Here is a 13,906-nt window from a genome sequence, read left to right as displayed (position 1 = left end):
CTTTTTATAGTGAAGCAAGCCGAAATCAGTGAACTGTTTTTCCAAGTTCGTTATTACTTCCGTTTTTTGCCTAAAAGCCTTTAGTTATGCTGCTTCTGAATTATCCGGTATTAACTGGTCGATCAGATCGCGAAAATTGAACTCATATTTTTGCTTATATCTGTTCCAGCCCTTGCGAATAGAGAACCTCGGAATAATTCCTGAAAGAGCAATTTTCATCATGCCTGCAGTGGTTGTATCCGGGCTTCTCCAGGGTATCCGAGAAATATTCAGACATGCCTGATTTTTACAAACGGTTAATAACTGCAATAATGCATAGCCTGCCATTTTCAAATGCATCCATCGAAGCAGTGTTCGCAATTTCTGCTGCCATAAATGGCAACAGCCAAAAGCATGTTTGAGTTGGTGAAACATTGGCTCTACCGGCCATCTCCGGGAATAGGCACGAAGCACCTCCAGTCCCTCAAGTTCCGGATTGGTCGAGATGAATATTCTGCTTTCGGTCAGACCTTTGTCATTTTCAAAGCGACTCCAGACGACGCGTACTTCACGACCTTTAAGGAATCTGGCGCGACAGATCAGGGTACGATAACGTATTTTGCGAAATTTGCCGTACATCCATACTGTTGCTTTTTCTTCCGGCAGTTTCTTAACCTGTTCTGTCGTCATCTTGATGCCGTACTTTTTTGGGCGCCCTCGCTTCTTTACGGTGGGTGCTGGCGGCAAAGCATAGAGGGCCCGATTTGAAGGTATCTGACCAACAACTTCTATGTTCATTTCCAGAGCTGGCTTTATCAGTGTCCAGTTCATATACCAGCAATCGGTTAGCAGGCGTAGCACTCGATCCTTCACTTCATTGCGTACCACCCTGAGCATGGCCACGGCAATTTTCAGTTTGCTGGTGTTACCTGAAGCTGGTGTCGGAAATGAGATCACCGGTATGGCGGTAAATACTTCATCTGCAGCCCGCTCAAATATGATGGCCAGGGAAACCCAACACTGCCCCCAGATGTACGTCGGCCGATTGCGTTTCTTGCTGTGTTGATGATGTGTACGACAAGCAGGGGCTTTGTCGGAAAACCGTTCGATTACCCAGTCATCAAGCCCCAGGACCACAGGTTGATTCTCAGGAGCTTTGGAGCAGACCAGACGGATCAAGTGGCGTGCCAAGTTCTTCCATTGCCACTTGCCCTGAGATAGCCAGTGGTGGTAGCTGCTCCACACACAATGAAAATCAATTGTTAACAACGCCTGTGTAACAAAGCCGTCGGCTGAAAGCATGCAACCGAACAGCAGTTCGCAGAACGTTGGTACTGCAGTTGATGATAGCGCTCCAGCAAGAAAGGTTGTATATGAAGCGAGCTCCCTGAGGATTACTTGATGATCTGAAGTGAGCATGGCAACCATCTCGAATTTCGTCATTGGGGATGGTTGCTTTTAGCAGATTATGCGCCGGAACTATTGTGCTCTTAAAACTCTAAAGTCGAGTTATGGTTATTGCTGAATAAAAAGAAATATCGGAGTGGATTGGTCAACAGCCTGTCAGAAAGCCTTATGGATTTCAGACAATCCTGTTAAAGCTCACATCTTTACTGATTCCCTTAGAGCCCGGGGACATACCGATGCATTCTCAGCACATCAGGTGCATTATTCCCGGCTGAAAGCACCCTGGCATTTCGATTAAGGCTCTTTTCGGGTTACAGACTGCTCTGCAATGAAAATTGGCCAAAGGCCTTGATATACAATGCCTTCAGGAAACTGCTGGCTAAATATTGCCAAGCCCTGCCACAGGAGGATTCCAGCCTGATTTATGAAATCAGCAGTCTGCAATACGAAAAGAGCCTCGATTAAAAATTACCCAAACAGCTAGTCAAAGATTGAAATGTCCAAAGCCTGTTCTATTTTTACCTTTCTAACTCAACAAAAATCAGTCTGTACGACAAAAACAGGGAACCTTCCAATGCAAACTGCTGCAAAAAAAGCATTGTTCTGTAGTGCTCTGGTATTTTTTTTGTCAGGCTGCACTCACGGTGAGAGGTATAAAACAGTGGCGCTTCCCCTTCAGGCCAGCCTGCAATCCAGCATCAGCAGACAACTTGACAGTTATCAACCCGGCTCCCATTCAGCTGAGACCAACAAGAAGCTAAAACAGGCAATATCAGGCTGCTTTCAAAAGTTTTCAACTGTTGGGACTTTGAAGCTGTCTGGCGATGACAAAAAAGTACGTCCCATTGGAGTTGGTATACAAACTATTTTCGAACAGTCACTTTATGAATTACTGGAGAATAAAACCATCTCGAAGGCGGTGGCAATAATTCACACGAAAACCCCTGCAACACCGCTGGTTACCCCTGAGAAGACAGCGCCCCATGAAGCCATGTCTGCTCAAATGCAAGGTGACAGCACTCGGGAGAAAACCATCAGCGACAGAACGATCACTGTCAGGAATCTGGCCAAATCAGACCCTGAAAGAATGACACTGTACATAGCCTATCCAGAAGAAGGTCTGCACGTTCGCACCCCCGAACAACTGGAAACTTATAGAGCCGAACTGGCAAAGCCAGAAAATAAATCCCTGAAAGATCTCCCATTATCATTGACAATAATGCCCAACAATTTAGTGGGTGCTTCTTATATCTTGACCGGCGCAGATGCTAGTAAGGAGAGCGAGAGCCAACCGCTTTATTTTGGCCTCAATGCTGTCCAGGCCGTTCATGCCGGCGAAACAAAAATGGACTGGACATTCTGGCTGGGAGCACTGGACAATGCAGAGGTTGAGCCCCATTATCAAGAGGTGAAATCGTACCTTGAAAAGGGTTCACCAACCGACCTGAATTTACCTTAATCCAGAGTAAAAGATTCTCCAATCCACTGGGACTTTAGCTTCTAATACTATATTCCCAGTGTTTATCAACAAGAGATACTGCAGAATATTCAGCCCCCAACCTCTGCACTCCACTACTTTCTTACTTTCTATCCAGACAATTTTTTCACACCCTTAAGTATTTGTACCAAAATAAACCCAATCACTGACTTTGGTCTGATGACAAATACGCTCCATATCTCTACAATTTCGCCCTTTTCACCCAACAATCTGGCTTCATCATCATGGAAAAAGTGATCGAAACTCCTGACGCTCCTCCTGCTATCGGCCCATACTCTCAGGGCATGCGTTTTGGTAACCTGGTATTCACATCTGGCCAGCTGCCAATTGATCCGGAAACCGGAGAAGTTTCTGAAGACACCAAGCAGCAGGCTCATCAGTGTCTGAAAAACCTGAAAGCTGTATTGGAAGCTGCAGGCAGCGGTATGAACCGGGTTAAAAAAGTCACCGTATTTGTTCGCGATATGGATGAGTTCAGCAATATTAACGAAGTCTACAAACAATACTTCAAAGTACCTTTTCCCGCACGCAGCCTGGTTGAAGTTTCTCGTCTGCCAAAAGATGTGAAAGTAGAAATTGAAGCCCTGGCAACTGTTGGCTAAATCGTCAGGCAAAGCAGCCAAAAAAATGGTTCTCCTGCATTAAGTAACATCACGAGAACACATTGTTGAACGGGGGGTTAGCCCCCGTTACCACATCAGGTCATCAGGAATCTGATAATCCGCATACCAGTCCTCTTCTTCCTCGGTCAGATCACCAGACTTATCATTCTGCATAACAATCGCTTCAGGCTTACGCTCGGCAATCTTGCTTGCCACCGGAGCAGGGATGACCAGAAAATCGTCACCCAGTATAGCCAGAGCCAGCAAGCCCCTTTCCAACTTGGTCAACTGCTCATCTATAACATAAATTTTCTTGATTTTGTTGTCATAGACAAACTTATACTCTGCTTCACCCCCATCACGGGACAACACATTTGTCTCAATCAGTTGACGAACCTGGGCTTCCAACGCCTTACGCTGACGCTCATCCTCAAGCTGTCGATTCAGCTCGCGATCTTTCTCTGCCTGAGCCTGCCTTTCTTTTTCCAGCTCAATACGGCGTTTTTCCTGGTCGGTCATATCACCAGACTTGGCAGCCTGCTTTTTCTTTTTCTTGTTACTGCTTTTTGCCTGCAATGCCTGCTGCTTGGTCGCAAGACCGGCCTTCATCAGCTGATCACGAAGTGATTTACTCATAATCTTAAATACCAGAGGGGGATACAAAAAAATGGAATCTTAGCAATCCCTTCTGCTGACAGCCAGAGATGAAAGCGGCCATTACTTGCTTTTACCGGCTTTAAGAAACCACAAGGAGCATAAAACCCACTAAGAAAATTTTTTCCATAGTGGGTTTTATGATTCAGACCACTGATAACGGCAGAACCTGATTAGTGGACATCTTTCCAGAATTCGCGCTTCAACAGATAGGCAAACACCAGGAACAGAGCCAGGAACAGATACACATAAATACCCATCAGCTTACGCTGTTCTTGCATCGGCTCCGCAGAGTAAGCCAGAAAGTTGGTCAAATCATAGGCCATTTGATCGTATTCAACGGGCGTCATACTTCCCTTGCGCTCAGGATCAACCGTCAGGCCACAGATCTTGTCTCCAGTCAACGGGTCGCGTGCCGCTGGATCTGCATCACCACAATTATCGATTTGCACCCCCTGAAGCTCCAGAAGCACATGCGGCATACCAACATCCGGAAAGACCTTGTTATTGACCCCATAAGGCCGACTCGGGTCTTCATAGAAGGTTCTGAGGTAAGTAAACAGCCAATCCGGCCCGCCTCTAACACGGGACACCAAGGTCAAGTCTGGAGGTGCAGCACCAAACCAGACTTTTGCCTCTTCAGGATCCATGTTGTTGTGCATCAGATCACCGATCTTGGCAGACTTATCGAACACCAGGTTTTCCATCATCAAGTCATGTGGGATGCCCAGATCATCGGCTACCCGCTCATAGCGCTGATACTGGGTCGCATGACAACCTGCGCAATAGTTCTGAAAGTACTTCGCACCACGCTGCAGCGAAGCCTTGTCAGAAGGATCCACATTGGCCTCATCCAGCGGATATCCCCCACCGGCAGCCGCCGCCAACGATGAAAACAGCACCGAAACCAGAAACAGCATCGCCGGTGCTATCTTATTGGTCAGTATTATTCTTTTCATTAGCCGGTCACCCTTTCCGGTACAGGTTTGGTTTGCTCCCATCGAGTGTAGAAAGGCATCAACAGGAAGAACGCAAAGTAAATCAGCGTACAAATCTGGGCAATGAGCGTGTAGGTCTCAGTAGCCGGCTGCGTTCCAAGCCAGGTCAGCAAAATAAAGACAAAGGCAAAAACCACAATACTGGTTCTGCTGATAATACCCTTGTAACGCCATGACCTGACCGGACTGCGATCCAGCCAGGGCAGCACAAAAAGAATGGCAATCGCGCCACCCATGGCAATAACCCCCCCCAGCTTGGAGTCGATTGGCCCAATATCAAAGGTAATCGCCCTGAGGATGGAGTAGAACGCCCCAAAATACCATACCGGTGCAATATGCTCGGGCGTCTTCAAGCCGTTTGCCGGTTCAAAGTTGGCATGCTCAAGGAAGAACCCGCCCATCTCCGGGAAGAAGAAAATAATGCCACAGAACACAAACAGGAAGACCACAACACCGACAATATCCTTAACGGTGTAGTAGGGGTGGAAAGCGATACCATCCAGGGGTACACCATCGGGTCCTTTGTTCTTCTTGATATCTATACCGTCCGGATTGTTTGAACCCACTTCATGCAGCGCCAGGATGTGCAGAACCACCAGACCAAGAATAACGATCGGCAATGCAATGACATGCAGTGCAAAGAAACGGTTCAGCGTGATGCCGGAGATCAGGAAGTCACCACGAATCCACTGCTGAAGATCCGGCCCAATCACCGGAATAGCACCAAACAGGGAAATAATTACCTGCGCCCCCCAGTAGGACATCTGCCCCCAGGGCAACAGATACCCCATAAAGGCCTCACCCATCAGTGCCAGGTAGATGGCCATACCGAAGATCCAGATCAACTCCCGTGGGGCTTTGTATGACCCGTAGAGAAGACCACGAAACATGTGGCAATAAATCACTACAAAAAACATGGATGCACCGGTGGAGTGCATGTAGCGAATCAACCAGCCATATTCCACATCCCGCATGATGTACTCAACAGAAGCAAAAGCAGCTTCCGCACTGGGTACATAACTCATGGTCAGCCAGATGCCGGTCAGGAGCTGGTTAACCAGAACCAGCAGGGCCAAAGAACCAAAGAAATACCAGAAGTTGAAATTCTTGGGTGCATAGTATTTGCTGAGATGCTTCTCCCACGCCTGGGTGACGGGAAGTCGGGCATCAACCCAGGCCATTATTTTATTTCCCATCACGCATTCTCCTCATCTTTACCGATAATCAGAATATCATCGCCTTCAAAGGAGTAAGGTGGCACGACCAGATTCGTTGGGGCAGGAACTCCTTTGTAAACACGACCGGCCAGATCGAATCGGGAACCATGGCAGGGGCAGAAGTATCCACCCTTCCAGCTGGCATCAAACTCCATGGGTTTGACTTCCGGCAGATATTTTGGAGAACACCCGAGGTGAGTACATAAACCGACCAGCACAAGAACATCTTCCGTCCGCGAGCGGTACGGATTGGTGGCATACTCAGGTTGCTCTGAGTTTTCTGATTTCGGGTCGCGCAAACGCCCATCCTGTGACGGCAATTCATTCAACATATCTTTGGTACGGCGCAGCACAAAGACTGGTTTACCCCGCCATTCATAGACAACCTGCTGACCCGGTTCCAGCTTACTTAAATTGACTTTGACAGGAGCACCGGCAGCCTTTGCTTTGGCACTCGGATTCCACGACTTCAGAAAAGGCGTTGCAACCCCTACAACCCCGGCAGCCCCCACCACCGAAGTCGCTGCCACGAGAAAGCGGCGTCGGCCTTTGTTTACGCCGTTGTCACTCATTAACCTACTCTCCCCATCCGGGCTGAATGCCCAATGACTTCTTTTTGTTCATGGGTGTGATAACCGGAGTTTCCTCAGCCCCCAGCCAGGAGCTCAGTAAAACGCCCGATCAATTAGCAAATGGGCTTTCCGTTTTTGAACCCCGAACTTTATTATTGGCAGGATGCAGTCTATCACAGCCTATCCATCACAAGACCAAACAAAAGACACCAGACAGGATAACAGATTTACTTCTGAAACAGGCCTTTTGTTAAACAGCCTCGCAAAGCGAAGACTCAAAAGCTCTTTCGCAAAGCCATCTGTACCCCCAAAACCACCGGGCAGCTGTCATCATCCCCCAACAACAAAACTATATCGCATTAGGCTCTTTTCGTATTGCAGACTGCTGATTTCATAAATCAGGCTGGAATCCTCCTGTGGCAGGGCTTGGCAATATTTAGCCAGCAGTTTCCTGAAGGCATTGTATATCAAGGCCTTTGGCCAATTTTCATTGCAGAGCAGTCTGTAACCCGAAAAGAGCCTCGCATTATACCTACCTGTATAAGCAGCAGTACGCAATGATACTGGTTTTAGCGCATAAAAAAAATGCCCATACCGAAAACAGGGCATACGTTTGTTAACAAAAATTTCAGGCATAAAAAAACTTCCCGATACACTCTCCCGAAAGAGGCACAAAGGGAAGTTTCCAGTAATCCAGACCACCGGCCGGTGGTCTGGGCACAATATCAGCGCTTGGAGAACTGTGGACGCTTACGAGCTTTACGCAGACCCACTTTCTTACGCTCAACTTCACGAGCGTCACGGGTAACGTAGCCAGCCTTACGCAGCGGAGAGCGCAGAGTCTCATCGTACTGCATCAGCGCGCGGGTGATACCATGACGGATAGCACCAGCCTGACCAGAACCGCCGCCACCAGATACAGTGATCTTGATGTCAAACTTTTCAGTCAGCTCAGTCAGTTCCAGAGGCTGACGGACTACCATTCGAGCAGTTTCACGGCCGAAGTATTCATCCAGAGAACGGCCATTGACAGTGATACTGCCAGAACCAGCTCTCAGGAAAACACGTGCGGTTGAGGACTTACGACGTCCAGTTCCGTAGTATTGAGTTACAGACATAACCACCCCTGATTAAATTTCCAGTTGCTGAGGCTGCTGAGCAGCATGTGGATGCTCACTTCCGGCATAGACCTTCAGCTTGCTGTACATGGCACGACCCAAGGCATTCTTGGGCAGCATTCCCTTAACAGCCGTCTCGATTACCAGCTCAGGCTTGTGGTCGATCAGCTTGTCAAAGCTGATGGACTTCAGGCCGCCGATGTAACCGGTGTGGCGGTGGTACATCTTGTCAGTAGACTTACGTCCGGTAACACGTACTTTCTCGGCGTTTACTACAACGATGTAGTCGCCAGTGTCCACATGAGGAGTGTACTCTGGCTTATGCTTGCCGCGCAGACGCAGAGCGATTTCTGTTGCCAGACGACCCAGCGTTTTGCCTTCGGCATCAACTACGAACCAGTCACGTTTTACGGTTTCTGGCTTAGCACTAAAAGTTTTCATTAAATTCGCCTCTATGATACCGCTGACGCGATGACGCGATACCTGTTCCTACATGGCCGTTCCCTGCTGGACATAGAGCCAGGCTAATAGCCCCAGATCAGCAATACCGGCCTGTTCAAAACATTGGGCGCTCAATCGGGAAACGGGAGCGGTATTATACCCTTTGGCAAGAGGAAATAAAGCCCCCTGCAAGCCAGATCCCACTTAAAAGCTCAGAATCACACCACTGCCTTCTGTGACAGCATGTTGCGGGGGAATGGCTGGCAAAGTATTTCTGCCAGCACATTTTTTTGACAGCACATATTTTGACAGCACATAGTTCTACCTGAATCATTTACCTGCATTCGTCGTTATCGTTTCGGGAAGCCATCACTAATGAAGGACCGCCAAATCACGATCAGAAGCCCTGAGGACTTTTAAAATACGACGCCCCTGAAAGTCCTGATTAAACTGAAGACCTTCCGGAAACACCCTTCTGGCAAGCACCTCAAGTTCTGAGGAAGCGGCACGGGTTCGGATTTCAGCAGCCAGTAGAAGGGAGCTCACCAGGAAGCCTACAATGCTTCGACTCCATAAACTCACGCCATAACCACCGGCAACGGCAACGTAAGTGACAACCAAAGATATTCTATTTACAAATCCGTTATTCTGATCGCCATGATACCCGGTCACCATTCTCATGGGTGGCTGCGTCCTGTCATTATCCGCAAAACTGAACCCGACACCTTCTGAGAGGCTATTGATACTGAAAGGACCGCCAAGATCCAGAAAAAGCTCATTATCTTTCGGGAAATGGTAATATCGATAGCCATACAGACCACCACGCCCGGCCCCACTGATATAAAGCGGCTGAAGATTCAGCCACTCCAGGCTGATGATATAAAGATTTCTTTCAGGGGACAGCATCAAATCAAGTGCTGACTGATGCGTTGCCAGAATTAAAAAAATCAACAGCGGGTTTTTCTGCAAAGTGGCAGGCATTGTCCTTGAATCAATTCTTTTTACCAATCGCTGGATCTTGCTTTCCGTGGTAAATAACACCTTGTAACCAGCAACCGCTGAAGCGGATTCCGTCAATATCTCTTCAAAATCCACCAATAACGACTGTCCGGTCCTTTTAAGATAGGAAAGGTAATTGACATAACCCAAAGAATCGTCCTCTACATCCTCCATTGCATCAATTTCTTCAGCCTCTGATGGGGCTGAAATCATTATTTGACAGGACTCAGCAGCTCCCAGCAGGCAACCCGCTGTATATTTCAAACTCCCTTTAACACCGTATATATCTCTCAATTCCACAGTACCCGCATGGTCTGAGTCTGAAGTCACAACCTCGCCAGACAAACACTGATAACCTGCCACTGTCTGACCGGTGATAACAAGTGCAATACAACCACAAAAGCACCGCCCCATAGCCCACGCCAAAGCTCTGGAATACAACAAAAATATCAACTTGATCTTTACCACAAGCCCCACCAGCCAAAAAGAATGCTGCCCGTCACATGACAAGCAATAACCGGAATCCAGCCCTTGATTATAGACACGCACAAAACTTCAAACTCACCAGCAGGCATTAAAAAAACATTCAAAAAACCACACGTAAATCTGAACGATCAAGCAATCAACCTGCACTATCAATACCGTTTGCTTTTAGCCTGAAACAGCCAGTTCATCTCCGTTCGCTGTCATGACGCCAGTTGCACCTGACAGGGCCCTGACAACCCGTTACAATCGCCAGCAATCTTACTTTGGCAGATCAGAAAATCATGCGCGACTATATTATTGCCCCGAGTATCCTCTCCGCAGATTTTGCCCGTCTGGGCGATGAGGTCGACAATGTTCTGGCCGCCGGAGCGGACTGGATTCACTTTGATGTTATGGACAACCATTACGTCCCGAACCTCACCCTGGGCCCTATGGTATGCAAGGCACTGAGAAAGTTTGGCGTCACCGCGCCCATCGACGTTCACCTGATGGTGAGCCCTGTCGACCGTATCATCGGTGATTTTATTGATGCCGGTGCCAGTATGATTACCTTCCATCCCGAAGCTTCTGAACATATCGATCGTAGCTTACAACTTATTCGCGAAGGTGGTTGCCAGGCCGGGCTGGTACTCAATCCGGCAACGTCGCCCGAGGTGCTCGAGTATGTGATGGATAAACTGGATATGATTCTGTTGATGTCGGTCAACCCCGGCTTTGGCGGTCAGAAGTTTATCCCCTCGACACTGAAAAAACTGTGCCGGGTACGCAAACTGATTGACGATAGCGGGCTGAATATCCGCCTCCAGGTCGATGGGGGGGTTTCTGCCAGCAATATCCGCCAGATTGCCGAAGCCGGTGCTGATACCTTTGTTGCCGGTTCAGCCATTTTTGGTGCTGAAAACTACCAGGATGTCGTGACGCAAATGCGTTCCGAACTGGCTGCCGTAGTGGCTTTATAACCTATGAAAACATCACTCACGAACGGCCATCCGTTTCTGAACAACCTGTCTTTGGTTATGTACGACCTGGATGGCACACTGGTTGAAAGTGTGCCTGACCTTGCCGCTGCGCTGGATAAAATGCTGCTCGATCTGGGAATGCCTGCTGCAGGTGAGTCCAAAACCCGCTTATGGGTTGGCAACGGTATTCCTTCTCTGGTTAAACGGGCGCTGGCTGATGATCTGCGTGGCGATCTGCCCGGCCAGGTAGATTCCTCATTATTCCAGACAGCCCATGAGCTGTTCAAGTCTCACTATAACGAAGAGCTGGGTCATCACAGCTACCTGTACCCGGGTGTTTCTGACTTTCTGGGGACGATGAAGGATCGTGGGATCAAACAGGTCGTCATTACCAACAAGAGTGAGCAGTTCACTGACCGGCTGCTGCAGTTGATGGGTATTGATCACTGCTTTGAACTGACCATAGGTGGCGACAGCCTGACTGAAAAAAAAACCCACCCCATGCCTTTGCTGTACGCCATGCAGCGGTTTGATATTCCCTCAGAGCAGTCTCTGATGATCGGCGACTCGGTTAATGATATTCGTGCCGCCAGGGCGGCTGGTGTTCGGGTGGTTGGGTTACCTTATGGATACAATCATGGCGAACCTATCGAGCAGGCTAAACCTGACCTGGTGGTTGCATCATTAACCACTCTTCTTTAGGTGATCAGCGACTCCCGACGAAGGCTTAACCCGGTTTGGCAATAATGTCATGCAGTTACTGCCATTCCACTTTCCCAATCAGCGGCCTGCGAAGTTACCTGACACAGCGGGTTAATCGCTGCATTGCTGCCCCCTGATAGCCCCCAATACCGTTCATTTTTTCCACAAATCAATACACACCCAATACTTCGCTATGTTGAATCTGTGCCTTGGGCAGTAAATGATCAGAATGAATAACAAAAACTGCGGCAGTGTGGTCTCATTATCAGGGTAGTGGATACAAAGTCAGGAACCTTTGCAAAGGCCGGGAGTCAAATGGCAAAATTTTTATTGTTCGGATGACCATGCTATGGATACCAATACAGCAATATCGAACGGATCTCTTGCCACTGATACTCTCAGCTATTTGGCTAAGGTGATTGAATCACAACAAGGTTTGTCGTCTTCAGTATCCGCCTTTAAAAGGCACGTTCAGCAATTAACCGGGGAGCAACGCCATAACCTGTGCAAAAAGATTAAGTCATATCAGCCCCCGGGCTGGTCTGTTGAGGTAAAACCCGGTGATCGACAGTTACAAATTCATTCAATGCTTTTGAAACCCGGCATATCAAGTCTTAGTGAAATAGGTAACGTCAAGATTGATGGTTATCAGGAGTTGTCCAAATTTCTTAATAAACATGTGGTCACCCCTTATAAATACCAGGAGTCATATCAACACTTTAATCCAGCAGACCAGCCAGAAGGACTGTTACTTTTAGGCACAGATAAAAATTCTTGCCAGATGGTAATCAAGGAACTGCAGGAAACACTTGGAAGCCCTGTATACCAGCTGCCCGAAATGCATGAAAGTTCTGAAGTCAGACCGGCTATTGAACAGATGACCATGAAGATAAAAGAAGACAGTTCAAACTATGCTGTTGTCGCTATCGACACAGACCGTGTCAGGCAAAGATCGATAAAAGCATTACTGGATCAACTCCGTTGTCAGCTCAAAAAGGACAATATCAAAGAGATAGTCCTGGTCATGGCCTCCGGTGAAGAGAAAATACCTGAACTTTTACTGAATAATAAATACCGGGTTTACTCGTTTTATCCACGGAAGGACCTGAGTCATCAAGAGAAGGTTACTTTACAACTATTGATCAGTATTAATCAGTACATTAATCAACATAATTATTCTGTGGATGATGATATTAACTGGAAAAAAATTGCCGGCCAACTGAGCAACCGAATCCCTGAAGCAATGAGTGATAAAGACAGAGAAGATAAATGCACGAAAGTCGTGAATGAGTTCTTCAGGAAAGTGGGCAAAAACTGCGCCAAGGCGGGCTTGCTTAAGATAGATCAAATGATCGTTGATAAATGCGACGAACAAGCGCTCAATCAGGAGTTTGAACCGCTTGATAAAAAGCTTGAGGATTTTATCCTGCACGGTCAACCGGAGCTGACCCGGTTTTTCAGGCATCATGTCATCCAACAGCTCTTAAAGCCGGAATTATTTAAACTTTATAACCTCTACTTTCCACAATCATTTTTGCTTTATGGAGCCCCGGGAACAGGCAAGACACATGCGCTGAAAGCACTGGCAATGTTTTTGGATCTGACTTGTTATGAGATAAATCCTGAGACGGTTGGCAGTAAATGGGTAGATCAGTGCGAACAAAACATTGCCGAGGTGTTTGAACAAGCCGGTAAAGCAAAAGGGGCCATTATTATCATTGATGAAATCGATAGCATGCTGCCAAACCGGAACAACACATTGGAAATTTTTGTTAAGCGAACTAACGAATTGTTAAGGCATATTGAGAAAGCAAATGAGAGTCATATTATCGTGGCGGGAACCACTAACCGGCTGGAAGCCCTTGACCCTGCAGCTCTCAGGGAAGGGCGATTAGGCACACTGTTTGAAGTCAGCGGGTTGGACCGGGATGGAGTACAGGCGTTACTGGTTCATCAGTTGCAGAGATTTATGGATAAGGACAATGCGCTCAGTTTGGCTCCTGCTGTTGACTACCTGGGCAATGGTTGTCCGGTTGCCAATGTTTATGGTTTTTGCCGGGGTTTATGTTCTTATGCTGCAACACAGCAGGTTCACCCCCTTAATCAACAGCTTTTGGAACAGTATGTCAGTCAAGAATCCGGTAAACTGAAAGGTAAGGCTAAAAATCCTGCCACCATTCCTCCCCCCCTCCCCCCGAAACCGGGAAAACGTTACCAGGAATTAAGTGCGAATTTGCACTGGCATCCGTAACTTGCTTATATCGCAAGGAGTAA

The 13,906-nt window shown here is 47.7% G+C and carries 16 protein-coding genes; 6 read left to right on the top strand and 10 right to left on the bottom strand.

All coding sequences use genetic code 11. From position 1 onward, the window contains the following. Positions 1 to 84: 84 nt before the first annotated feature. Entirely contained in the window at positions 85 to 1,422 is a 1,338-nt protein-coding gene (locus MJO57_RS26750; RefSeq protein ID WP_252017304.1) for a transposase, read from the bottom strand. Between the two features lie 100 nt (positions 1,423 to 1,522). Here MJO57_RS26750 and MJO57_RS26745 point away from each other — a divergent pair, with 100 nt between their 5' ends. The 3 genes from MJO57_RS26745 (at position 1,523) to MJO57_RS26735 (ending at position 3,486) form a co-directional block, all read left to right on the top strand. Then, complete coding sequence (locus MJO57_RS26745; protein WP_252020100.1) at positions 1,523 to 1,684, top strand: hypothetical protein; 162 nt, start codon at positions 1,523 to 1,525, stop codon at positions 1,682 to 1,684. Between the two features lie 276 nt (positions 1,685 to 1,960). After that, positions 1,961 to 2,845, top strand: a complete 885-nt coding sequence (locus MJO57_RS26740) for a hypothetical protein (protein WP_252020099.1) — start codon at positions 1,961 to 1,963, stop codon at positions 2,843 to 2,845. Between the two features lie 263 nt (positions 2,846 to 3,108). Beyond that, complete coding sequence (locus tag MJO57_RS26735) at positions 3,109 to 3,486, top strand: RidA family protein (protein ID WP_252020098.1); 378 nt, start codon at positions 3,109 to 3,111, stop codon at positions 3,484 to 3,486. A gap of 87 nt (positions 3,487 to 3,573) precedes the next feature. Here MJO57_RS26735 and MJO57_RS26730 read toward each other — a convergent pair whose 3' ends face one another. The 9 genes from MJO57_RS26730 to MJO57_RS26690 all read right to left on the bottom strand — a co-directional run bounded on the left by MJO57_RS26730 (position 3,574) and on the right by MJO57_RS26690 (position 10,034). After that, entirely contained in the window at positions 3,574 to 4,122 is a 549-nt protein-coding gene (locus MJO57_RS26730; protein ID WP_252020096.1) for a DUF2058 domain-containing protein, read from the bottom strand. Positions 4,123 to 4,313: 191 nt separating this feature from the next. After that, positions 4,314 to 5,060 carry a cytochrome c1 gene (locus MJO57_RS26725; RefSeq protein WP_252020094.1) on the bottom strand — a complete coding sequence of 249 codons (747 nt, stop codon included), beginning with the start codon at positions 5,058 to 5,060 and terminating at the stop codon, positions 4,314 to 4,316. Positions 5,061 to 5,098: 38 nt separating this feature from the next. Continuing rightward, on the bottom strand, positions 5,099 to 6,334 hold the full coding sequence (locus MJO57_RS26720; protein WP_252027123.1) for a cytochrome b N-terminal domain-containing protein: 1,236 nt from the start codon (positions 6,332 to 6,334) through the stop codon (positions 5,099 to 5,101). After that, positions 6,334 to 6,927, bottom strand: coding sequence for a ubiquinol-cytochrome c reductase iron-sulfur subunit (gene petA / locus MJO57_RS26715; protein WP_252020093.1), 594 nt, complete (start codon positions 6,925 to 6,927; stop codon positions 6,334 to 6,336). The genes MJO57_RS26720 and petA overlap by 1 nt, the downstream gene beginning before the upstream one ends. Positions 6,928 to 7,257: 330 nt before the next feature. Next, the gene (locus MJO57_RS26710) at positions 7,258 to 7,563 is read right to left on the bottom strand and encodes a hypothetical protein (protein WP_252020092.1); all 306 of its coding nucleotides are present in this window, start codon (positions 7,561 to 7,563) and stop codon (positions 7,258 to 7,260) included. An 89-nt stretch (positions 7,564 to 7,652) separates the two neighbouring features. Continuing rightward, positions 7,653 to 8,045 carry a 30S ribosomal protein S9 gene (gene rpsI, locus MJO57_RS26705; RefSeq protein ID WP_101745147.1) on the bottom strand — a complete coding sequence of 131 codons (393 nt, stop codon included), beginning with the start codon at positions 8,043 to 8,045 and terminating at the stop codon, positions 7,653 to 7,655. A 12-nt stretch (positions 8,046 to 8,057) separates the two neighbouring features. Beyond that, positions 8,058 to 8,486 carry a 50S ribosomal protein L13 gene (rplM, locus tag MJO57_RS26700; protein ID WP_252020091.1) on the bottom strand — a complete coding sequence of 143 codons (429 nt, stop codon included), beginning with the start codon at positions 8,484 to 8,486 and terminating at the stop codon, positions 8,058 to 8,060. 48 nt (positions 8,487 to 8,534) lie between these two features. Then, a complete protein-coding gene (locus MJO57_RS26695) occupies positions 8,535 to 8,678 on the bottom strand; it encodes a hypothetical protein (protein ID WP_252020090.1) in 144 nt (47 codons plus the stop codon). Positions 8,679 to 8,858: 180 nt separating this feature from the next. Beyond that, positions 8,859 to 10,034 (bottom strand): hypothetical protein, encoded by a 1,176-nt coding sequence (locus tag MJO57_RS26690; protein ID WP_252020089.1) that lies wholly within the window; start codon positions 10,032 to 10,034, stop codon positions 8,859 to 8,861. Between the two features lie 218 nt (positions 10,035 to 10,252). Here MJO57_RS26690 and rpe point away from each other — a divergent pair, with 218 nt between their 5' ends. From rpe to MJO57_RS26675, 3 genes are all read left to right on the top strand, one after another. After that, positions 10,253 to 10,930 carry a ribulose-phosphate 3-epimerase gene (gene rpe, locus MJO57_RS26685; RefSeq protein ID WP_252020088.1) on the top strand — a complete coding sequence of 226 codons (678 nt, stop codon included), beginning with the start codon at positions 10,253 to 10,255 and terminating at the stop codon, positions 10,928 to 10,930. Between the two features lie 3 nt (positions 10,931 to 10,933). Further along, entirely contained in the window at positions 10,934 to 11,632 is a 699-nt protein-coding gene (locus MJO57_RS26680) for a phosphoglycolate phosphatase (protein WP_252020087.1), read from the top strand. An 883-nt stretch (positions 11,633 to 12,515) separates the two neighbouring features. Beyond that, positions 12,516 to 13,883: an ATP-binding protein gene (locus tag MJO57_RS26675; RefSeq protein WP_252020086.1), complete on the top strand. Its 1,368-nt coding sequence runs from the start codon at positions 12,516 to 12,518 to the stop codon at positions 13,881 to 13,883. Positions 13,884 to 13,906 lie beyond the last annotated feature (23 nt).

The organism is Endozoicomonas sp. SCSIO W0465, assembly GCF_023716865.1.
Classification (GTDB): Bacteria; Pseudomonadota; Gammaproteobacteria; order Pseudomonadales; family Endozoicomonadaceae; genus Endozoicomonas.
This window is presented reverse-complemented; position numbering and strand designations above follow the sequence as displayed.

Bases quoted from the DNA above. Each gene is read 5' to 3' on its own strand.
- MJO57_RS26750 (WP_252017304.1), bottom strand. From the start codon at position 1,422: ATGACGAAATTCGAGATGGTTGCCATGCTCACTTCAGATCATCAAGTA.
- MJO57_RS26740 (WP_252020099.1), top strand. From the start codon at position 1,961: ATGCAAACTGCTGCAAAAAAAGCATTGTTCTGTAGTGCTCTGGTATTT.
- MJO57_RS26735 (WP_252020098.1), top strand. From the start codon at position 3,109: ATGGAAAAAGTGATCGAAACTCCTGACGCTCCTCCTGCTATCGGCCCA.
- MJO57_RS26730 (WP_252020096.1), bottom strand. From the start codon at position 4,122: ATGAGTAAATCACTTCGTGATCAGCTGATGAAGGCCGGTCTTGCGACC.
- MJO57_RS26725 (WP_252020094.1), bottom strand. From the start codon at position 5,060: ATGCTGTTTCTGGTTTCGGTGCTGTTTTCATCGTTGGCGGCGGCTGCC.
- MJO57_RS26720 (WP_252027123.1), bottom strand. From the start codon at position 6,334: ATGGGAAATAAAATAATGGCCTGGGTTGATGCCCGACTTCCCGTCACC.
- petA (WP_252020093.1), bottom strand. From the start codon at position 6,927: ATGAGTGACAACGGCGTAAACAAAGGCCGACGCCGCTTTCTCGTGGCA.
- MJO57_RS26710 (WP_252020092.1), bottom strand. From the start codon at position 7,563: ATGCCTGAAATTTTTGTTAACAAACGTATGCCCTGTTTTCGGTATGGG.
- rpsI (WP_101745147.1), bottom strand. From the start codon at position 8,045: ATGTCTGTAACTCAATACTACGGAACTGGACGTCGTAAGTCCTCAACC.
- rplM (WP_252020091.1), bottom strand. From the start codon at position 8,486: ATGAAAACTTTTAGTGCTAAGCCAGAAACCGTAAAACGTGACTGGTTC.
- rpe (WP_252020088.1), top strand. From the start codon at position 10,253: ATGCGCGACTATATTATTGCCCCGAGTATCCTCTCCGCAGATTTTGCC.
- MJO57_RS26680 (WP_252020087.1), top strand. From the start codon at position 10,934: ATGAAAACATCACTCACGAACGGCCATCCGTTTCTGAACAACCTGTCT.
- MJO57_RS26675 (WP_252020086.1), top strand. From the start codon at position 12,516: ATGAAGATAAAAGAAGACAGTTCAAACTATGCTGTTGTCGCTATCGAC.